Origin of the sequence: Sporosarcina sp. FSL W8-0480 (assembly GCF_037963765.1) — a bacterium.
Classification (GTDB): Bacteria; Bacillota; Bacilli; order Bacillales_A; family Planococcaceae; genus Sporosarcina.
Map to the genome: position 1 here is coordinate 879,012 of NZ_CP150166.1, position 19,738 is coordinate 898,749.

Genomic DNA, 19,738 nt, shown 5'->3' on the forward strand with positions numbered 1-19,738 from the left:
TTGGAGGGGATTTATATGAATCAAAAGAAAGTGATCTTTTGGGGCATCATCTTAATCGCCCTAACGACTTTATTCTTTGTCGTTAAAGGCATGTTGGATTATGCAGTCCTCATGATGATGGCACTCTTCACACTGACAAATGCATCCAGGTCTAAGTCTTTCAAGGAGCAAGGCTTTGATCGGGAATCCAAATGGATGCGTTATCTATCCATCCTATTCGCCATCGCCTTCATCGTCGTATTCATCATTATTTTCTTTTAATAAGGTAATAGAATAAAAAACGATCTCCGGAAACAGAATTGATCCGGAGAACGTTACTATTTAATAAGCAAACTTTTTTCTTGTCGTCAACACAATAATGATTGCAGGAACAGAACAGACGGTCATTCCTAAAAACGCGGTTCCCGGTGAAACTTCATACAAAAATCCAGCAGGGAACGTCAGAATAGCCGTACTCAAACTCATTGCGAACGCTGCATAAAACCCTTGTGCTGCAGCAATCTGAGAATGAGGCAACTTTACCGAAATGTATTGAATGAACGCATAATGCGCAATTCCAAAAGAAGCGGCATGCAACATCTGCGTCCCGATAAACATACTCGCAGTTGGAACAAGGAATACAAGCACCCAACGCACAGTTGAGCCGATAGCAGCGATAAGAAACATCGTCGAAATCCTAACTTTTGATAGCAAACGATCTGCTTGAGTGAAAAAGAGGATTTCGAACAAAACTGCGACATTCAAAATGATTCCGATATAGAAACCGTTGACATTTAAGTCATCAAGATAAATAAATCCGAAATTATAATAAGAGGCATGAGCTCCTTGCAAAAGTATTCCTAACACCATTACAACAAGGAAGCCACGTGTTGCGAATAACGCCTTAACCCCTGTCTTTTGCACGGAAGATCGATCAGGGATTCTTTGTAAGACAATAGGCCCTGGACGTGAAAAGAAAACGACAGCAATCAGGAGACCGATGATCATCAGATAAAGGATGGCTTGTTCATTCCAAATGGCTGTCGCCGCTCCAACGACAAGAAGTGCGACTGTATATCCAATTGAGCCGAATGAACGGCTTTTGCCATAGTGGACGCGTTCCTTTTGCATAAGGACAGAAGCACCACTTTCAACAGCAGGTAGAATGATAGGATATACTGCGCTGAAAAGTACAGTGATGATGAATAATACAATGTAAGGCGAGTCTGGGATATAAAAGATTAATAATATAAGCGATAGAATAGAAGTCCATTTAATGACATGGATATACGAGCTTCTTGCCGTCAAATAAGGGAACACAAGAAAGTTCGAGAATGAACGCGCAATCATTCCGACGCCCATAATAATACTTGCTGCAGGGACAGAGAGACCTTTTTCAATCGTCAACCAACCAGTCCAATAAGGAAGAAAAATGCCCCAAGTAAAGAAAAATGTCAAAAAGCTAATAGAAAGCCATCTTTGATTTTTCATGTCGGATCCTCACAATCATTCATTTACACATTTGAAAATAAATGATAGCATACACAGACTGGAAATAACATACTGATAGTCTTTGTTGTACGAGTCATATTAAAATAAACGTTAAGAGATACCTATAGTAGAAGGAAGGCCAACTAAGATGAACCGGAAGAGAAGAAGCAAGTACTCGAACTCGAAAAAATCCAACAAAGCATTAATGATTACACTGCTTGTAGTCGGAGCATTACTTAGCGCACTCGTAGTATGGATCGGTATCAATGATTGGGATGTAAATAAAAGTTTAAAACAGATCGGCATAGAAAGAGCGGTAAAACAACCATTGATCGTCGAAGAACCGGAAGAACTGGAAGAGCCTGAGATGGAAGAGGATACTGAAATAGTGGAACTGCCGCCAGTTACGGAAGAAACGGTCGATGAAGAACCCGAGGCTGAAGTGAAGGAAGAGCCGAAAGAAATAGAAAAAGACGTTCCGAAAACGCCTACACCGAAAGACGAGAAAAAATCCGAGGGGATAACCCCTCCTGCAAGCCAGAACAAAAGCGGGTATATTGAAGGCCAAATACTTCCAGATGAACCGACTTATGTGAATGGAGTATTGATAGCCAATAAAAAGTATCCATTACCAAGCACATTTGCCCCAGGGGAAAGTAAAGAGGCAAGGGAAGCATTTGAAGAAATGTCTGCTGAAGCAAAGTTATCCGGTATAAATCTAACGGCTTTCAGCACATACCGCTCATATGAATACCAAACTTCGCTTTACGACCGTTACGTTAAGAGGGACGGCGTGGAGAAGGCTGATCGATATAGTGCAAGACCTGGTTATTCCGAGCATCAAACAGGCCTTGCCTTTGACATTGGTGAAGTGAACTATGAAAAGCATTGGGCCTCTTCCTCTTTTGGGGAAACGGAGGCAGGAAAATGGGTGGCGGCGAACGCTTACCGCTATGGCTTCATCCTGCGCTATCCAAAAGGCAAGGAAGAAATTACGGGCTATATGCATGAATCCTGGCACTTCCGTTACGTTGGTAAAGAGGTAGCTGAAGAGATTTTTAAACGAAATATTACTCTTGAAGAATATCTTGGATTAAATTGAAAAAGCATCCGCCTTATCCAAAACACTTTCGGAAAGGTGGATGCTTTTCTGTTTGCCCTTAAAGTAATGGAGATAACAATCTTGAAACCGATTCTTTAATTTTAATCCAACGGGTCCGGTTTAAGTACATTTCATAGGTCAGTTCAGTAGAAAGCTGCATATCTTGTTCGAACAGCTCAGCAAGTTCATGGGATTTTTCCCGATCATATATGAATGCATTGATTTCAAAATTGAGTTTGAAGCTCCGAACATCGATATTTGCTGTTCCGACAGTTGAAAGTTCATCATCCACAACGATCTGCTTCGCATGGATAAATCCATTCTCATAAATATATACCTTTGCTCCAGCCTTCAACAGTTTCCCGACATTTGAATACGTCGCCCAGTACACAAACATATGGTCTGGTTTATTCGGAATCATGATTCGAACATCCACGCCCGATAGACAAGCAATTCGTATCGCATCAAGAAAACTAATATCCGGTATGAAATACGGCGTTTGGATATAAATATATTCCTTCGCTAAAAAAATCATCTTCAAATAGCCATCTTTAATTTGTTCCCATTCGGCATCAGGTCCGCTTGATACAATTTGCAAACCGACAGAACCTTTTCTTGGAATTGCAGGGAAGTACCGTTCTGCGTATACGATATCATCCCGATCAGAAGCCTGGTTCCAGTCAAGGAGGAAACGGGTTTGGAGTGGATGAAGTGCACTTCCTTCGATACGAAGATGTGTATCCCGCCAATAACCGAACTTTTTATCATGCCCAAGATATTCATCACCAACGTTGAAGCCGCCGATATAGCCGATTCTTCCATCGATGATGACGATTTTTCGGTGATTCCGGTAATTTAACCGCGGGTTGATGAGTGGTAGTATGGCAGGGAAAAATGCTGCCACTTCACCGCCGCTGTCAATCAGCTCTCTTAAATGTCTAATCCGCAACCCTCTAGAGCCAATATCATCGAAGAGGACACGGACTTTGACCCCTTGTTTTGCCTTTTTGATCAATACATCCAAAATACGTTTGCCTAATGCATCCAACCGCAAAATATAATACTGGAAATGGATATGGTCTTTTGCATTTTCAAGATCACGCAGCAATGCATCGAACTTTGCAACACCATCATTAAATACTTGCACATCGTTGTCCTGTGTTAATACTGCATGGTTATTGCGTAGATGTAGGTAAATCATATCTTGGTAATGGGCAGTATCGTCCAATCTGAAATCAAATGTTCCCTTATCGATCGCTTCAATCTGGTAATCGATCAATGTTTCGATACCAATGCGATTTTTACCTTCCCATCTGAATAAATGCTTTTTCCCTAACTTTCTTCCGAATAATAGATAAATGAAGAAGCCGAAAAATGGAACGAAGAATAGGACGAGTAGCCAAGCCCATGTTGCAGTGGGGTCTCTTCTTTCGAGGAAAATGAGCGCAATCGCTAAAAATATGTTCAATATAAATATGGCTGTCACCGTAATTGATATTAATCCTGCCATGTACGCCCTCCTTTTGCTAATACTCCCTATTAGTATACAGAAGATAGTCTGAAAAAGAATAGAATACTTCTTTTTTGATTAAACCTACTTGACTGATATGGATTAGGGGTTTATAGTCATACTATCAAGGAAAACCTTACATGGAGGGAAAAAAGAATTGGATACATTTTTACTGTTAATCAATATCGCTAGCTTTTTGCTATTGATCGGTCTCTTATATATTATGCACCGCAAAAAGGTTTCGTTTTCAAAAAGAGTTTTTGCGGGTCTCGGGCTCGGAATTCTATTCGGATTCATATTGCATATCGCATATGGTGCTGAATCGGATATACTATCTAAATCTGTCAGTTGGTTTAATATCGTTGGTACCGGCTATGTAAAACTTCTTCAAATGATTGTTGTGCCACTTGTTTTCATTTCAATACTTGGTGCCTTCACGAAGGTAACAATTGGTAAGAACTTCGGGAAGATGGCAGGAATGATTTTGGGAATTCTTGTAGGGACGACTGCAATCGCGGCTATCGTTGGAATCGCAGCCTCGTTACTATTTGGTTTAGATGCATCTGAAATTGTTCAAGGTGAGGCGGAAACTGCAAGAGGCCTCTCTATAGAAGAGCGTTCCGCTGGAATGGGCGATCAGGCATTGCCAAATCAAATTCTTGATCTTTTGCCAGCAAACCCATTCCTTGACTTCACGGGTGCTCGTCCGACTTCCACAATCGGAGTTGTTATCTTCGCAGCGTTCTTAGGATTTGCATATTTAGCCCTTGTTAGACGTGATGAAGAAAATGCGAACCTGGTAAAGAAAGGAATAGACGCCGTTTATTCATTAGTTATGGGTGTTGTCCGGATTGTATTACGTCTGACACCTTACGGAATTTTAGCGATCATCGCAAGAACCGTTGCAACGTCTGACTTTGCAGCCATCTACAGTCTTGGGAAATTTGTACTTGCATCCTATGTCGCATTAATTGTTATGTTTATCATTCATTTGGTAATCATCTCGATTTCAGGACTCAATCCGATTACGTATGTGAAGAAGGCTTCGGAAGCCCTGTTATTTGCTTTCTCATCAAGATCCAGTGCAGGTGCTTTACCCCTTAACATCAAAACGCAAACCGACCGTCTTGGTGTTCCGGATGGTGTTGCGAACTTTGCAGGCTCATTCGGTCTGTCAATCGGACAGAACGGTTGCGCAGGTGTTTACCCAGCGATGCTTGCAATCATGATTGCACCGACTGTTGGGCAGAATCCACTTGAACCAACTTTCCTCATCACATTGATTGTCGTTGTTGCAATTAGCTCGTTCGGGGTAGCTGGAGTTGGCGGCGGGGCAACATTCGCAGCAATTCTTGTTCTATCCGCATTGAATCTTCCTGTTGCACTCGCAGGTCTATTGATTTCTGTTGAACCATTAATCGATATGGGTCGTACTGCATTAAACGTCAGCGGTTCAATGACCGCAGGTGTTGCAACTGCAAGAGCGAGTGGGGAATTGGATAAGGATGTATATAACGGTTCGTTGGAACATCAATCGATAGAAGCATGATAAAAACGCCGCAAAAGCTTTTACGCTTTTGCGGCGTTTTATTTGATTCTGGGGATGTTTCCGCGTCCAGGGTCAGTTCATTTCGCCAAGGTCCATTCATCCGCGTTTAGGGTCCATTCTTTTTCACAAGAGTCCATTGTTCCGCACATTGAGATGTTTTATTTGGAATGGATCAACTCATATGTCTCCATTATGAAATCCTTATACGGCGTGCGCGGCATGTTGGACACATTCTTTACCGCTATTTCAATTGAACGGTAGGCATCCGCTTCATCCCCCAACTCCAAATGACAAAGCGCGGCATACGCATCTTTTTCATAGAAGATGGAGAGGTCGAATGGATGGTGGACGAAATCCGCTATTACCACTTTATCAAAGCAGGATAGTGCCTCTGCATACCTCTTTAAGCCATACATTACCTTTCCTTTTTCTATGAAGGCGTAGGGGGTGTATTCATTGGATAGGTTGAGTTTACCGTAATATGCGTCAATTAGCTTCTGTGCCTCCCCATAATCTTTCTTATAGGAGGTTAAATAATGTACATTCGCAAATTTAGTAAATAGAATCGCATCTTCATCTTCCGCGAACTCCCCATAGAGTGACATTTTTCGCTCATAATATCTCATAGAATTTTCATCGTCGTTCATCATCGCATGGAAGGTTGCCAAACGGTACAGATGATCAATCCGATAGAAAACCTGCTTTTCCTTTGAAAATTCAATCCCTTCATTCATGACCCGAATTGCATCTTCGGAATTACCGACTGCGTAGTGCAGGACTGCCTCTAAATAATCAAAATCGAGACGTGTCAGGGGGTCGATGAATCCATTCCGCGCTTCGATTTCAGATTTCTTATCCAATAAAATTGAAAGGGAACTAGTGTAATCATGCTCGGTGAACTTTACCAACGCTAAGAAAATACCAACAGTTGCAAGGTGGCGAGTACTATTCATTTGATCGTAAATATCCGCAGCTTTTTCTAAATACTCCCTCCAACCATCTTTTTTCTCGTAGTAAAGAGCGCGACCGTAAATATCATATAATCTGGCAGCTTCATAGCTTTGTGTTAATTTATCTATATACGGCTCTATTAAAGCGAGAACCTGCTCGTGTTCATCCGTCAATTTATCAAAATCCACCCTTAAAAGTTGCTCAGCAGTTTTTAAAACTTCTTGTAATTCCTGCCGATTCGTCTCTTCCAATAGCTCGGACGTTTCAACACCAAGCCGTTCTGCGATATACGCTAAACTTTCCATCGATGGATTCGCTTTATTATTCTCGATTAAACTGAGCATGCCTTTTGTAAGTTGCTCTCCTGCCAATGCTTCCAATGTAAGTTTACGCTGTTTACGCAGCGTCCTGATTCGTTCACCTAATGTTTGCAGGGGGTACACCTCCAATTATGTGATCTAAACGAGAACTCTTTGTATGTTAATGAGAACTTCCTGGTGATAAAGGAGAAGTCCTTGCTTGTTAATGAGAACTCCCAGTCTGTTTATGAGAACCTTTTAGTAATCAACGAGAACATCTGAATCATCACAATGAATCAATTGTCCCGGTCTCATTTCTCGCAAAGCGTTCATACAATAAATCATTGCCTTTGTTTAATTATATTAAACTTTTGCTTGTAAAGGAAGAGGGGGCATGTTATTATTTGTTTAATCTAATTAAACTTACTGAATGGAGTGACTCTTTTGAGTGAAGTGATAAAATTGAAGAGGGCGACGTATCATCTTTGGACATTTACGATTAGCAAGCTTATCTCATCGTTCGGCGCCCAAGTTTATGCATTTGCAATCAGTTTTTACATTTTGCAATTAACTGGTTCAGCGACAAGTTTTGCGACCAACCTAATTTGTAACATTTTGCCTCGGACGCTTATGGCACCATTTGCCGGCTATGTCGCGGATAGATACTCGAGGAAAACGATTGTTATTACAGCGCAGATAGCCACCACTTTGGCAATAGGGGGCCTTCTTGCAGTGAGTATAACATCGGGCATTTCTTTACTAGCAATTTATATGACGACTGTCATATTGTCTCTTACCTCCACATTTTCGGGAGTGACGTTCAGCTCTTCAATAACGGGGCTTGTCGATGAAGCAAGAATCCAAAGAGCGATGTCACTCAATCAAATGTCGATCTCATTCGCAGCTATTGCCAGCCCGGCGGTTGGGGGACTGCTCTATGGCTACGTTACTTTGCCTGTCTTTCTTATCATGTACATGACGGCTTCCGCAATTGCAGTTCTTCTTGAATCAACAATGAATTTCAAGTTGTTTGCGAAACGAAAAGAAGTGGTGAAAGGTGAGAAGAAGGAATCAATGCTTCAAAGTATGAAGGCTGGCCTTTCCTATTTGAAGCTACAACCAATTATTATGGCAATCATCTGGGTCTCGCTCGTTATTAATTTCCTCTTCGGAGCATTCATGGTCGGCTATTCATTCATTCTAATTGAAAAAATGAAGATGGCTCCTCAGCATTTCGGATTCACCGAGGGGGCTTTCGCAGTTGGAATGTTGTTGATGTCCATTTTTTTATCGGTGAGAAAAGAAGTGAAATACCCGATGTTAGTAGCAAAAAGGGGAATTTTGACTATGGGAATGATCATGGCTGGAATCGGCTTACCTCTATTTTTTGATATGCCTTATACGGTGATGTTCGCCTATTATGCAACGCTGATGTTCACTTTTGGTGTCACACAAATTATTGTCAATACGCCAATGATGGTTATGATGCAAAAGATGATCAATGATGACTTCAAGGGAAGGGTATTCTCAATCCTTGAAACGATGGCGATGGCTTTAATGCCACTTGGTATGGTAATTTACGGGTTCCTCTACGATATTTTACCGGCGCAATGGATCCTGCTCGTATCAAGCCTTTTGTTAGTCGGCACTGTCTTTATCATGATCAGACCTTCAGCTATTCGAATGGCGCACCCGGAACTAGATAAAACAAAAACCGTAAAAACTGAAATCGTGCACGAACAGTAGAATGGGGGATTTGGGAATGGAAACGATTTTTAAAGAAATTATTCAAATCATGCACAACGACTATGCAGGTTGCAAGGATAAAGAAGGCTGGGATAGACCAGAATATTTCATTCGGAAAATCAGGGAAAATCGTCGGCTGTCGCATAAGGAATTTAAGCAAATTGTTGAGGAGTACTTACTCGATTTCAATGATAATCATATCCATTTCATCATGGAAGATGCCGAAGATGAAAAGCAGAAAAGTCGCGGTTTCAAAGTGCGCCGCTATGAGGATCGACTATATGTCACGGAAGTTGAAACGGAAGATCGTTTGGAGTTGGGGATGTCTTTCGTTTCGATAGGGGGATATAGCATCCCGGAATTGAAGGAGCGTCATCATCGGTTGTTGAATGAAAATCATGCTGAGCGGGAAAATTGGGCATCAATTCTAATGTTTTATTCGGAAGGCGAAGTAGAAGACGAGAATGGAACGCGAACATTTACATTCGGCGTATTTGATAAGAAGCCGTACGTCCCGACCTATTCAGTGGAAGAGAGAGAGGGCGTCGCTTTCATTACAATTACAGATTTTGCAGACCCGGATGCCATTGTGAAATTAGTCGAGGAGAATAAAGGGTTTCTTGAAGCGACGGATAAGTGGATCATTGATGTACGTGTGAATTATGGTGGGAGCGATTCAAGCTTTTATCCGTTTATTCCATACTTAGTTCCTGAAGAAGGCGTTGAACTTGCGGAGCCGGGGAATACAATGCTATTCAATTGTACGGAAGCGAATGCGAATCGCATTTTGCCTGAGTTGGAGGCAGCCCTTACAGCGACAGATGATGAGCAGGCGAAATGGTTTTTATCAGTATTTAAACGTGAATGGCAGCAGAACCGTGGAAAGGGGTTCGTCGAATTCGACTTTGGTGATATGATGAGTGATACATTCGTAAAAGGCACCAAACATCCTTCTTCTGTCATCGTATTGTCGGATGTCTTCTGTGGCAGTTCGGGAGATTCATTCGTGGAGGCGGCAAAGAAATCGAGTAAAGTGACTGTCATAGGCAGAGCGACGATGGGGCTAAATGATTACGCAAATTTAGTCACTGCGAAATGGGCTGAAGGCTTTGAGTTGATGTATCCGTCGTCGCGTCTTTCCCGAATCGATAAAGGGGAAGGCATGACAGGTGTTGGAATAGTTCCGCATGAATATATTCCGTGGACACCGGAGCATATTGTCGAAGATATCGACGTAAAGAAGGCTTTGGAGCTTTTATCAAGAAACGAAATAATTGCAGATTAAGGGATAGTTTAGTGGTCTTTTCATAATGATTAGGCTCTGTAACTATAAAAATGAAACTATTTTCATAACAAGTCGTATATCTATATGTATTGTTATTAGAAAAATAGGAAATGGGGGAAAATTATGCTGAACAAAGCGCTTATTGAAGATGTGTTGCAAGCTGCACTTGAGACTGGCGGCGATTTTTCGGAAGTGTTTGTGGAGGATCGGTACACGAATCATATGGTTCTTCAAAATTCCCGTTTGGAGAAGAACTTGTCAGGACGGGATTTTGGTGTAGGAATACGTGTGTTTCATGGATTGCAAAGCGTCTATGCTTATACGAATGACTTCTCAAGAGCGGGACTTTTGAAGGCTGCTCGTACAGCCGCTAAAGCCATTCAAGGAAAGAAGGATGGTAAAACGACTATTATTCCGCTTCTAAAAGAATCGGTTACGATGCTTCATCCAATAAAAATCATGCCAACTGAGGCGGCTAAATCCCGAAAGCTTGCTGTGATGCGTAATGCGAATGACATCATCAGAAACTATGATCCGGAAATCGTGCAAGCAATCGTTAACTTAATTGACGAGGAGCAAAATGTGCTAATCGCAAACTCTGAAGGGAAATTTGTGGAGGATCAGCGCGTAAGAAGCCGGATGTCTATGGTGTCCATTGCTTCAGACGGTGCAGATATGCAAACAGGTTTTTATGGCCCTGGTGCGTATCAAGGTTTTGAGTTTATTGAAAATCTTGATCTGAATCATTATGCGAAAGAATCAGCCCGCATCGCCAAAACTATGCTACATGCTGATCCGGCACCAAGTGGGAAATTCCCAGTCATTATCGACAATGAATTTGGTGGAGTTATTTTCCACGAGGCTTGTGGTCATAGTCTTGAAGCGTCATCTGTGGCGAAAAACGCTTCAGTATTTGCAAACAAAATAGGAGAAAAAGTAGCATCAGACCTTGTTACATATATTGACGACGGAACGCTTGAAAACGAGTGGGGTTCGCTCAATATCGATGATGAAGGAGAAAAGTCTCGTAAAAACGTGCTCATTGAGGATGGCATTCTGAAAGGTTATATGATTGATAAACTGAACGGAAGAAGGATGGGAATGGAGTCCACAGGCTCAAGCCGCAGGCAATCGTACAGATTTGCACCGACTTCACGGATGACGAATACGTACATCGCGCCTGGGAAATCCACACCTGAAGAAATCATCGCGGACACGGAATTCGGCATTTACGCGAAATATATGGGCGGCGGTTCTGTCAATCCTGGAACGGGGGATTTCAACTTTGCAATCAATGAGGCGTACTTGGTCAAGAATGGAAAAATTGAGAAGCCGCTTCGTGGTGCGACTTTAATTGGAAACGGAGCGAAAACGATTCTTGATATTGATCGCGTCGGTAATAATTTGGGTCACGGAGCTGGAATGTGCGGAGCGTCAAGTGGGAGCCTGCCAGTGAATGTCGGGCAACCGATGGTACGTGTAAGTGAAATTACTGTTGGTGGAAAGGAGGCATAAAAAATGAGCATCGAACAATTGAAGGAGCGGCTATTTGCTGAAGGGAAAAATGTGGGCTTTACCGATCTCGAACTCTATTACGAGAAAAAAGAGAGTCTGACAATTGGTTTATACGAAGGTGAAGTGGATAAATACGACTTTTCCGATGTTCAAGGCGCATCTGTTAGGGGATTGTATAATGGAAAAACAGGTTACGCCTATACAGAAAAATTCGATGAGGATTCGGTTGAGTTCTTACTTAAAAATGCAGTGGAAAATGCCGAACTGATTGAAAATGAACCGGAAGAGTTATTTACGGAAAAAGCGGAGTATGAAGAAATACAGTTCTATAGTCCAGAATTAGACACGGTTAAACCTGAAGAGATGATTCAATTCTTAAAGCAAGTGGAAGAGAAAATCCTATCTTACGATCCAAGGGTAAAGAAGGTTACTACATCCCAGATGCAGAACCAGAAATTCGAAAAGGGACTTTTCCATGATAAAGGGTTGGAGCTTAAAGAAGCGAATAATTTTTTACTATTTTACGTCTCGATTCTTGTCCAGGAAAATGATGAATTGAAATCCGGGTTTACTTTTAGAATCACTAAAGATTTCAAAGAGCTTGATGCAGATGCGATTGTAAAAGAGGTAGTAGAACAAGGCTTAAGCATGTTGGGTGAAAGGAATTATCCGAATAAAAATTACCCAGTCGTATTAAAAAATGAAGCGGCGGCTTCTCTTTTGTCAACATTCACATCTTCATTCTCAGCCCAAGCTGTACAGGATAACCGATCCCGTCTTAAAGGAAAGGTTGGCGAGAAAATTGCGTCGGACATTGTGAATTTGGTTGATAACCCGTTTCTTCCGGCAGGGATACAAAGTGCGACATTCGATTCCGAAGGGGTTCCTACGCGAAAGCTTAACATTGTGGAGGAAGGGAACTTACAAACCTATTTCCACAACTTAAAAACGGCGAAAAAAGATGGTGTGGATACGACAGGACACGCTCATCGTGGTTCTTATCGCGGTTCAGTCGAAGTGAGCCCGTCCAATTTCTATATAGAACCTGCGGATCAATCGTATGAGCAGCTATATGAGGGACTTGAGGAAGGTATTATCATTACAGGTTTGGCTGGGTTGCACTCTGGAGCAGATCCGATTTCGGGCGACTTTTCACTGGCGGCTGACGGTTATTACGTAAAGAATGGCAAGATTGTCGGACCGACAAAACAAATGACCGTAGCGGGGAACTTCTTTGAAGTGCTTCAGGACATTGAGGAAATCGGTAGTGACTTGACCTTCTCACCAATGAGCTTCAACGGGTATATTGGTTCTCCAACGTTGAAGATTAAGGGCTTGGCAGTTACGGTTGACTAAACAATACTAATACTTGCAGGGTTATCGGTGATCTATGGCACCGATAACCCTGTTGATATTTTGCTGAATAATAGTAGACAGGTTGTGAAAGATATATATTGACACGACACCGATTAGTGTCTCATAATAAAGACACTGATTGGTGTCCTATTTAAAAGGGGAGAGGTGGGGAGAGGTGGATTTGAACGAGAAGAAACAAGAGCGCGATGTTTATGTGGCCATTGCTGACCCGACAAGACGTAAACTTTTGCGTATGCTAGCAGACGCCGAAGAGTTGCCTCTTCATGAAATAATTCCCGAATTTCAAATGGGTCGCACAGCAGTTTCCAAGCATTTGGCAATACTTAAAGAAGCCGGTTTGGTTGCAGATCGTAAAGTTGGCAGGGAGACAAGATATCGTCTAATTGCAGCTCCATTGCAGGAAATTAAAGATTGGTTGTCCTTTTACGAAAAGTTTTGGATGGGCAATATGGAGCGATTAAAAAAATTACTATCGGAGGAATAAAAAATGGCAGAGTTATCTCTAAATTTTCAGTTCGAAAGTTCAATCGAAAAAGTATGGAGTGCATTAACGGATTCAGATACTCTTGCGAAATGGATAATGGAAAATGACTTTAAACCAATCGTTGGACATAAATGCAAATTCCGAAATGATGAGTGGAATTTAGTAGTAGATTGTGAAGTCTTAGTTGTGGACGAGCCTAACAAGCTTTCTTACACATGGGTGGGCGGCCCGATTGATACCGTCGTCACATGGACGTTGAAGCAAGAAGATGGAGTGACGCGATTATATCTTGACCAAACTGGATTCGAAAAAGAGGATCAAGCATTCAATGGTGCGAAATATGGCTGGGCAAGCAAAATCGAAGAATTGAAGAAAATGATGGGGGAACAATAAAAGGAGATTGGAAATGAGCTTTTTTCAAGATACACTATCTATTTTTAAGAAGAGGGATTTGTCCTTTATAGAAAGCCACAAAGAATCTGAAGACGTATATAGTTTTTTATTTGAAAAAGAGAAGGATTTAACATGGAAAGCGGGCCAACATGGCTTGTTTACAATTATCCATAAGAAAATAAAAAATCCTATACGTCCTTTCACAGTCGCATCCGCTCCGGCAGAGAATGTTGTTAGACTAACGATGCGCATCGGTGACAGCCCGAGCGATTTTAAGAAAGCGATGTTGGAATTACAAATAGGCATGAAAGTTAGGATAAGTGGTCCTGTAGGTGGTTTTTATTTAAAAGATCATAGCCCTTCGCTCCTTATTGCAGGAGGGATTGGAATAACACCATTCCGGTCGATGCTGAAACAAATAGAGGCAGAGGGAAATAATGGGGATAAACATCTACTTTACATGGACACTAAACAGTCCTATCTCTTTAAAGAAGAACTTGATAATATTGCTAACAATTCTTCAATACGTGTAACTTATTTATGTTCACGGGACGACTTACATCAAGAGATAGATGCATTTATAAATTTATATAAGGATAATGGCAAATACTTTGTTGCAGGACCGAAATCGATGGTTGGTGATATTTCTAACTATCTTAAAAACAATACTATTCCAAAACAGGCTATAAAAAAGGATGCGTTTTTGGGGTATTAGTAAAAGAAAAGGGATGACATTGTTTGTTCAATGTCACCCCTTTTCTATTTACACTGAGCGCAATGTTCTCGAAGACTTTCGATACAGGACAATGAAGACGATGGAAATAATGGCGAGCGCTGAGGAGATGAAGTAAATCTCACCCGTCATTCTTGTGAATAGCCATGTGAATAAAAGTGGCCCGATGATGCGTCCCATATTATCCATGGAATACGTCATGCCTGCTGCGGTACCATATTTCCCGCCTGATTCCTTTGAGGTCAATGAAACGAGTACTGTCCGCGAAAGTGCGTTACCTGCTGTGAAGACGCTTAATGCGACACCTGCCCAGAACAAGCTGTCAGTGAATGGAATCAGAATCAGTCCGACGGCGGTGACAATTTGCGCACCTAAAATCCACTTTGTCTCTGAACCGTTCTTCACTCGACGTACAACGCCGCCTTGAATGGCTGCGTCGACGAAACCACTTGCCATGAATAGATAACCGACTTGCTTTGGTGTAATCTCAATTGCTGAAATCTGGAACAACTGAAATGTCGATTCAATTCCCGCTAATATTAATGTCACCATAAAGGATAGTAAAAACAAGTTACGAATCCGATATTGCCAAAGCATTGCTCCGCCTTTTGGCATCCATGCGCGTTTGTTTGCTTCACCAAGACGTTCAGGCTCTTTCAAGATTGCTCCAGCGTAAATGACCAATAGGAGTGTCAATATGCCTGAAGCAAGAAATGGCAGCTGCATGTTAGAGTGCCCTAACACACCACCGATTGCCGGCCCGAAAATAAACCCAAGTCCAATAGACATGCCAAGCAAGCCCATATACTTATTCCGATTTTCCTCTGTCGTCATATCACCAACAAATCCAGTAACAGCCGTATATAGCGCTCCTGAGAAAATCCCCCCGACTACACGCGAAAGGTAAAGCATCGTAAGATTTTCAATGAAGAAGGCGAATAGGAAAAAGCTCAAGCTGAAACCGATAAGGCCGACCATAATTAGCTTTTTACGGCCTGTCCGATCGGATAATGAACCCCAAAATGGTGCTGTAAAGAATGAAGCAAGCGAATAAACTGTAAGCAATCCACCAACATGAATCTCTGAAAGATCTTGTTGCACTATCACTTCCGGCAAGATTGGTATAATAATGCCAAATCCAAGATAAACGAAAAATTGGACGGACATTAATAAAAGAATCGATTTTTTCATATGACCACCCACTTTCTGTAACTATCAATACTGCTATTTTACTCATTTATCTTGTTGCGTTCAAAGAGATATGTATTGAAAAACGACAACCATTAAACAAAGGGTGTCCAAATTTGTCCATATTCTTACTTAGTACGTTGCAAAACCCATCCTTTGAGTGTGAAGTGGAGAATCGGTGGTAAAGTGCCGAGAGTCGGTGGTAAAGTGCCGAAAGTCGGTGATAACGCCAAAAACCCCCTCCGCCATCATGGCGAAGGGGGCATACCATCCACTTATCTCAACTTCACTCTTTGCAAACGCAATGCATTCAACACAACAGACACCGAACTGAAAGCCATTGCCGCTCCAGCAACCCATGGTGCGAGGAAGCCCACTGCAGCAATCGGGATGCCGACCGAATTATAAGCGAGGGCCCAGAATAGGTTCTGCTTAATATTGCGAACGGTCAACCGGCTCATGCGAATCGTATCTGCCACACGTAACAAATCACCGTGCATCAATGTGACATCCGCAGCCTCCATCGCAACAGCAGTTCCTGTTCCCATCGCCATTCCGATGTCGGCAACTGCCAAAGCAGGAGCATCGTTTATACCATCCCCGACCATTGCTACGCGCTTTCCATCCGCTTGAAGAGAGGCGACCACTTCAGCCTTTCGTTCCGGTAGGACACCCGCAATAACGTGATCAATTCCGGCATCCACGGCAATCGCCTTCGCAGTTCGTTCCTGGTCGCCAGTAAGCATGATGACATGAAGGCCCATTTCCTGTAGTTCAAGGATTGCTTGTTTGGATGTCTCTTTCAACGTATCCGCTACTGCAATTGTCGCGACGTGTTCACTATCTATAGCCATGTACATGACTGTCTTACCTTCATTTTCAAGCTTTTCAACTACAGCAATATCCACATTTAGTTCTATACCTTGATCAGCGAGCAATTTTCGAGTACCCATTAAAACAATCGAACCTTCAATAACACTTCGAATGCCGTGTCCCGGAATTGCCTCAAATTGCTCATCAGCAGGTAGTTTCTTAACTTCATTCAAGCCAAATGATGTAATTGCCTTCGCGACTGGATGCTCGGAATCACTTTCAGCCGCAGCCGCATAGGCTATCAGGCGTTGACGATCAGCGTCTTCTGCAACAAGAAAATCTGTCACTTCTGGAACGCCTTTAGTAATGGTTCCGGTCTTATCCAACACGACCGTGTCAATCGCTTTCGTCTGCTCCATCGCTTCAGCAGTTTTGAATAAAACCCCTTGCTCTGCCGCGCGACCTGAACCAGCCATAATCGAAGTTGGAGTCGCAAGTCCAAGAGCACAAGGACAGGCGATAACAAGAACTGCAATCATCGCAGTCAGAGCTTCCGCAAAATTGCCTGGTGAAGCGATGAAATACCATAAAAGGAATGTAACGATGGCTATACCTACAACGATGGGCACAAAAATACCGGAAATCTGATCAGCGAGTCGCTGGATGGGGGCTTTCGAACCTTGAGCCTCTTCCACGACACGGATGATGTTCGAAAGTGCAGTGTCCTTACCGATTTTATTCGCACGGACACGTAAAGATCCATTTGAATTTACGGTAGCTGCGTATACAGTGTCGCCAGCCTTTTTATCAACCGGTAAACTTTCGCCCGTCAACATTGATTCATCCACTGCAGATTCCCCAGCAATCACTTCCGCATCGACAGGAATGGATGCACCAGGGCGAATGACAAGCACATCACCAATTTGCACGTCACCAATTGGGATTTCTGCAATCTCGCCATCCTTTTCAACAATCGCCATTGTAGGCTGCAAGCCCATCAATTTCTTAATGGCGTCGGAAGAACGTCCTTTTGCACGTGCCTCGAATACTTTCCCAAGTAAAATAAGAGTTATCAATACAGCACTTGTTTCAAAATAAAGTCCGTGGTCTGAACCTATTAATACTAAATAAACCGAATAGAAATAAGCGGCGGATGTACCGAGTGCAACAAGGACATCCATGTTTGCGCTTTTATTGCGAAGGGCAAAGAAGGCACCTTTGTAAAACATCCATCCAATAACAAATTGAACAGGCGTTGCAAGTAGCCATTGCACATATGGGTTCATTAGCCAATTAGGAACAGGCATCCACGAGGTGAATGAAAAATGGGAGAACATCGTCCAAAGAAGTGGGAAGGAGAGAGCCGCGGAAATGTAAAACAGCCTTGTTTTATGTCGGATCTCTTTTTGACGATGATCTTCAGTACCCTCAGGTATATCATTTTTCAATACAGCGTCATAGCCCAAGTTTTTAATCTTGGCAATCAAGTCGGATGGGTTGATGACAGAAGGGTCATATTCAACTTTTCCTGTTTCAAGCGCCAAATTGACAGTCGCTAATTGGACCCCATCCATGCGTGATAATCCTTTCTCAATTCGTGCTGAACACGCAGCGCATGTCATTCCGGAAATTTGCAAGTCTGCCTCTTCTTTGACAGTGTCATATCCTAATGACCTTATTTTTTCCTGGATTGTTTGAATATCAACCTTTTCATTATCAAATGAAACGGCTGCCTTTTCGGTGGCAAAGTTCACCGTCACAGAGCCAATGCCTTCCATTCGTTGAAGACCTTTCTCTACACGATTGGCACAAGCGGCGCATGTCATTCCGGTAATGGAAATATCCCTTTTCACTTCACTCATTCAATGCACCTTCTTTATTATTAATTACCCCCACAGGGTATGTAAAAGTCCAAAAGAAACTGCGGAAAACCGCAGTTAGATAACGTCATATCCTTGATCTTCGATTGTTTCAGAGATTTGTTGCACACTTGTTTGGGAGCTTTCAAAATCAACAGCAACTGTAGCTGCTTGGAGATCGACGCTAACTGCATTTACTCCAGTCATTTTGCCGACACTTTCTTCTACTGCCTTTACGCAATGTCCACAAGACATACCTTTTACATTTAAAACCGCTTTATCTGCCATGATTTCTTCCTCCTTATTTTCGCATCAATTTCGAGATGGTAACACTCAGTTCTTCAAGAACTTCATCATCACCCTCAGCGAGACGATCTTTGACACAGCCTTTCAAATGACCGTCCAACAAAATTCTGGCAACACTATTTAAAGCCGATTGGGTAGCCGATAATTGTGTAATGATATCATCACAGTAAGTATCCACTTCAATCATTCCTTTAATGCCGCGAATTTGACCCTCGATCCGATTTAATCGGTGGATCATATTCGTTTTGACGCTTTCAGGATGATGACTTTTTCTTTTTCCGCAAGAATGTTCGGATTGCCCGTCAGCCACATCATTTATCAAGTCCTTAGTCAATGTACCGCCTCCTTCTATATTCATCTTAAGGTACCCTCTTGGGGTATGTCAACGAGAATGCTTAACAAGTTTTTTTGTGAAATAAGTGTGAAGCAAGCTTTATTTTCAAGAAATGTATAAAGCATTTACAAAAAGCGAACAATTTGTAACAGAATTGAAAGATTTAAAAGTGGACAGGAGTGGTATGATGTGTATAGATGACAATTGGCATGAATTTCATGTTGATGAAACTTACCAAAGCAACGACACGTCAACATTATATAGAAAGGTCGAGGTGGAAAAGATGGCGACAGAAAAAGTTGATTTGAAAAAAATCATCTCCAACTTGGCGAAGTTGGGTGTTTCGGCAACAGCTACGAAATCCCGTTTGGAAATGCTGAAAGCCCTCGCGCCACCTGCAAGTGACCCGCAAATACAGTCATAACAAAAAAACTCCCGCATATTCGCTATGCGGGAGATTTTTTTATGTGTTATTGAAATATGGAACCGTCCGTGCTAAAGAATGGCGTTCCACGCCCATGGATCGTGATTCGTGCTCAAGAATCTCCCTCCGCGCTCAAGAACCGCAATCCGCGGCCAAGAATCGCAATCCGCCCTCAAGAAACCCGATCCGCGCTCAAGAACCGCAATCCGCGCTCAAGAACAGTCAAGTCCTTAGTCTTGTGTAAATTCCCTTTAATGTTTTCAGGTTAATATAAGACGTTACAAATATGTTAGGCAATACTGGATATGCCTACGAAACTCTATCTCGCAACTTTACTTGGAGAGGCGGGCATGATAGCCTTGGCGGGAAAAGCCAGCCCTAACGGCTGGGTTTCCTGGCT

General features: G+C 42.3%; 19 protein-coding genes. 12 read left to right on the plus strand and 7 right to left on the minus strand.

What is annotated here, in order from left to right; all coding sequences use genetic code 11:
- Positions 1-15: 15 nt before the first annotated feature.
- The gene (locus tag NSQ43_RS04645) at positions 16-261 is read left to right on the plus strand and encodes a hypothetical protein (RefSeq protein ID WP_339253432.1); all 246 of its coding nucleotides are present in this window, start codon (positions 16-18) and stop codon (positions 259-261) included.
- A gap of 60 nt (positions 262-321) precedes the next feature.
- On the opposite strand, the gene NSQ43_RS04650 is transcribed toward NSQ43_RS04645, so the two are convergent.
- Positions 322-1,470 carry an MFS transporter gene (locus tag NSQ43_RS04650; RefSeq protein ID WP_339253434.1) on the minus strand — a complete coding sequence of 383 codons (1,149 nt, stop codon included), beginning with the start codon at positions 1,468-1,470 and terminating at the stop codon, positions 322-324.
- Positions 1,471-1,618: 148 nt separating this feature from the next.
- On the opposite strand from NSQ43_RS04650, the gene NSQ43_RS04655 reads away from it, so the two are divergent.
- The gene (locus NSQ43_RS04655; protein ID WP_339253436.1) at positions 1,619-2,572 is read left to right on the plus strand and encodes a M15 family metallopeptidase; all 954 of its coding nucleotides are present in this window, start codon (positions 1,619-1,621) and stop codon (positions 2,570-2,572) included.
- 58 nt (positions 2,573-2,630) lie between these two features.
- Here the strand turns inward: NSQ43_RS04655 and cls are convergent, their stop codons facing one another.
- On the minus strand, positions 2,631-4,082 hold the full coding sequence (gene cls, locus NSQ43_RS04660; protein ID WP_339253438.1) for a cardiolipin synthase: 1,452 nt from the start codon (positions 4,080-4,082) through the stop codon (positions 2,631-2,633).
- 223 nt (positions 4,083-4,305) lie between these two features.
- Between cls and NSQ43_RS04665 the strand changes: the two genes are divergently transcribed.
- Positions 4,306-5,631 (plus strand): L-cystine transporter, encoded by a 1,326-nt coding sequence (locus tag NSQ43_RS04665; protein WP_339254801.1) that lies wholly within the window; start codon positions 4,306-4,308, stop codon positions 5,629-5,631.
- Positions 5,632-5,789: 158 nt separating this feature from the next.
- Here the strand turns inward: NSQ43_RS04665 and NSQ43_RS04670 are convergent, their stop codons facing one another.
- Positions 5,790-7,025: a helix-turn-helix transcriptional regulator gene (locus NSQ43_RS04670; RefSeq protein ID WP_339254802.1), complete on the minus strand. Its 1,236-nt coding sequence runs from the start codon at positions 7,023-7,025 to the stop codon at positions 5,790-5,792.
- Positions 7,026-7,325: 300 nt separating this feature from the next.
- On the opposite strand from NSQ43_RS04670, the gene NSQ43_RS04675 reads away from it, so the two are divergent.
- The 7 genes from NSQ43_RS04675 to NSQ43_RS04705 all read left to right on the plus strand — a co-directional run bounded on the left by NSQ43_RS04675 (position 7,326) and on the right by NSQ43_RS04705 (position 14,396).
- Complete coding sequence (locus tag NSQ43_RS04675) at positions 7,326-8,627, plus strand: MFS transporter (protein ID WP_339253440.1); 1,302 nt, start codon at positions 7,326-7,328, stop codon at positions 8,625-8,627.
- Positions 8,628-8,643: 16 nt separating this feature from the next.
- Complete coding sequence (locus tag NSQ43_RS04680; RefSeq protein ID WP_339253441.1) at positions 8,644-9,912, plus strand: S41 family peptidase; 1,269 nt, start codon at positions 8,644-8,646, stop codon at positions 9,910-9,912.
- 123 nt (positions 9,913-10,035) lie between these two features.
- Positions 10,036-11,427, plus strand: coding sequence for a TldD/PmbA family protein (locus NSQ43_RS04685; protein WP_339253442.1), 1,392 nt, complete (start codon positions 10,036-10,038; stop codon positions 11,425-11,427).
- Positions 11,428-11,430: 3 nt separating this feature from the next.
- On the plus strand, positions 11,431-12,783 hold the full coding sequence (locus tag NSQ43_RS04690) for a TldD/PmbA family protein (RefSeq protein ID WP_339253444.1): 1,353 nt from the start codon (positions 11,431-11,433) through the stop codon (positions 12,781-12,783).
- A 181-nt stretch (positions 12,784-12,964) separates the two neighbouring features.
- On the plus strand, positions 12,965-13,288 hold the full coding sequence (locus NSQ43_RS04695) for a metalloregulator ArsR/SmtB family transcription factor (RefSeq protein ID WP_339253445.1): 324 nt from the start codon (positions 12,965-12,967) through the stop codon (positions 13,286-13,288).
- 3 nt (positions 13,289-13,291) lie between these two features.
- Positions 13,292-13,681, plus strand: coding sequence for an SRPBCC domain-containing protein (locus NSQ43_RS04700; protein ID WP_339253447.1), 390 nt, complete (start codon positions 13,292-13,294; stop codon positions 13,679-13,681).
- Positions 13,682-13,694: 13 nt separating this feature from the next.
- Positions 13,695-14,396, plus strand: coding sequence for an FAD-dependent oxidoreductase (locus NSQ43_RS04705; protein ID WP_339253449.1), 702 nt, complete (start codon positions 13,695-13,697; stop codon positions 14,394-14,396).
- Between the two features lie 48 nt (positions 14,397-14,444).
- Here the strand turns inward: NSQ43_RS04705 and NSQ43_RS04710 are convergent, their stop codons facing one another.
- The 4 genes from NSQ43_RS04710 to NSQ43_RS04725 all read right to left on the minus strand — a co-directional run bounded on the left by NSQ43_RS04710 (position 14,445) and on the right by NSQ43_RS04725 (position 18,914).
- Complete coding sequence (locus NSQ43_RS04710; protein ID WP_339253451.1) at positions 14,445-15,605, minus strand: MFS transporter; 1,161 nt, start codon at positions 15,603-15,605, stop codon at positions 14,445-14,447.
- A gap of 272 nt (positions 15,606-15,877) precedes the next feature.
- Positions 15,878-18,277 (minus strand): heavy metal translocating P-type ATPase, encoded by a 2,400-nt coding sequence (locus NSQ43_RS04715; RefSeq protein ID WP_339253453.1) that lies wholly within the window; start codon positions 18,275-18,277, stop codon positions 15,878-15,880.
- A 75-nt stretch (positions 18,278-18,352) separates the two neighbouring features.
- Positions 18,353-18,562, minus strand: a complete 210-nt coding sequence (copZ, locus tag NSQ43_RS04720; protein WP_339253455.1) for a copper chaperone CopZ — start codon at positions 18,560-18,562, stop codon at positions 18,353-18,355.
- A 13-nt stretch (positions 18,563-18,575) separates the two neighbouring features.
- On the minus strand, positions 18,576-18,914 hold the full coding sequence (locus tag NSQ43_RS04725; RefSeq protein WP_339253457.1) for a metal-sensitive transcriptional regulator: 339 nt from the start codon (positions 18,912-18,914) through the stop codon (positions 18,576-18,578).
- A gap of 283 nt (positions 18,915-19,197) precedes the next feature.
- Here NSQ43_RS04725 and NSQ43_RS04730 point away from each other — a divergent pair, with 283 nt between their 5' ends.
- Together NSQ43_RS04730 and NSQ43_RS04735 are read left to right on the plus strand one after the other, a co-directional pair.
- Positions 19,198-19,338 carry an Lmo0850 family protein gene (locus NSQ43_RS04730; protein WP_339253460.1) on the plus strand — a complete coding sequence of 47 codons (141 nt, stop codon included), beginning with the start codon at positions 19,198-19,200 and terminating at the stop codon, positions 19,336-19,338.
- A gap of 43 nt (positions 19,339-19,381) precedes the next feature.
- Positions 19,382-19,582: a hypothetical protein gene (locus tag NSQ43_RS04735; RefSeq protein WP_339253461.1), complete on the plus strand. Its 201-nt coding sequence runs from the start codon at positions 19,382-19,384 to the stop codon at positions 19,580-19,582.
- The last annotated feature ends 156 nt before the right edge of the window (positions 19,583-19,738 follow it).

Coding starts and splice junctions, on each gene's coding strand:
- NSQ43_RS04730 (WP_339253460.1), top strand. CDS start 19,198: ATGGCGACAGAAAAAGTTGATTTGAAAAAAATCATCTCCAACTTGGCG.
- NSQ43_RS04680 (WP_339253441.1), top strand. CDS start 8,644: ATGGAAACGATTTTTAAAGAAATTATTCAAATCATGCACAACGACTAT.
- NSQ43_RS04690 (WP_339253444.1), top strand. CDS start 11,431: ATGAGCATCGAACAATTGAAGGAGCGGCTATTTGCTGAAGGGAAAAAT.
- NSQ43_RS04650 (WP_339253434.1), bottom strand. CDS start 1,470: ATGAAAAATCAAAGATGGCTTTCTATTAGCTTTTTGACATTTTTCTTT.
- NSQ43_RS04645 (WP_339253432.1), top strand. CDS start 16: ATGAATCAAAAGAAAGTGATCTTTTGGGGCATCATCTTAATCGCCCTA.
- copZ (WP_339253455.1), bottom strand. CDS start 18,562: ATGGCAGATAAAGCGGTTTTAAATGTAAAAGGTATGTCTTGTGGACAT.
- NSQ43_RS04685 (WP_339253442.1), top strand. CDS start 10,036: ATGCTGAACAAAGCGCTTATTGAAGATGTGTTGCAAGCTGCACTTGAG.
- NSQ43_RS04665 (WP_339254801.1), top strand. CDS start 4,306: ATGCACCGCAAAAAGGTTTCGTTTTCAAAAAGAGTTTTTGCGGGTCTC.
- NSQ43_RS04715 (WP_339253453.1), bottom strand. CDS start 18,277: ATGAGTGAAGTGAAAAGGGATATTTCCATTACCGGAATGACATGCGCC.
- cls (WP_339253438.1), bottom strand. CDS start 4,082: ATGGCAGGATTAATATCAATTACGGTGACAGCCATATTTATATTGAAC.
- NSQ43_RS04705 (WP_339253449.1), top strand. CDS start 13,695: ATGAGCTTTTTTCAAGATACACTATCTATTTTTAAGAAGAGGGATTTG.
- NSQ43_RS04710 (WP_339253451.1), bottom strand. CDS start 15,605: ATGAAAAAATCGATTCTTTTATTAATGTCCGTCCAATTTTTCGTTTAT.
- NSQ43_RS04655 (WP_339253436.1), top strand. CDS start 1,619: ATGAACCGGAAGAGAAGAAGCAAGTACTCGAACTCGAAAAAATCCAAC.
- NSQ43_RS04700 (WP_339253447.1), top strand. CDS start 13,292: ATGGCAGAGTTATCTCTAAATTTTCAGTTCGAAAGTTCAATCGAAAAA.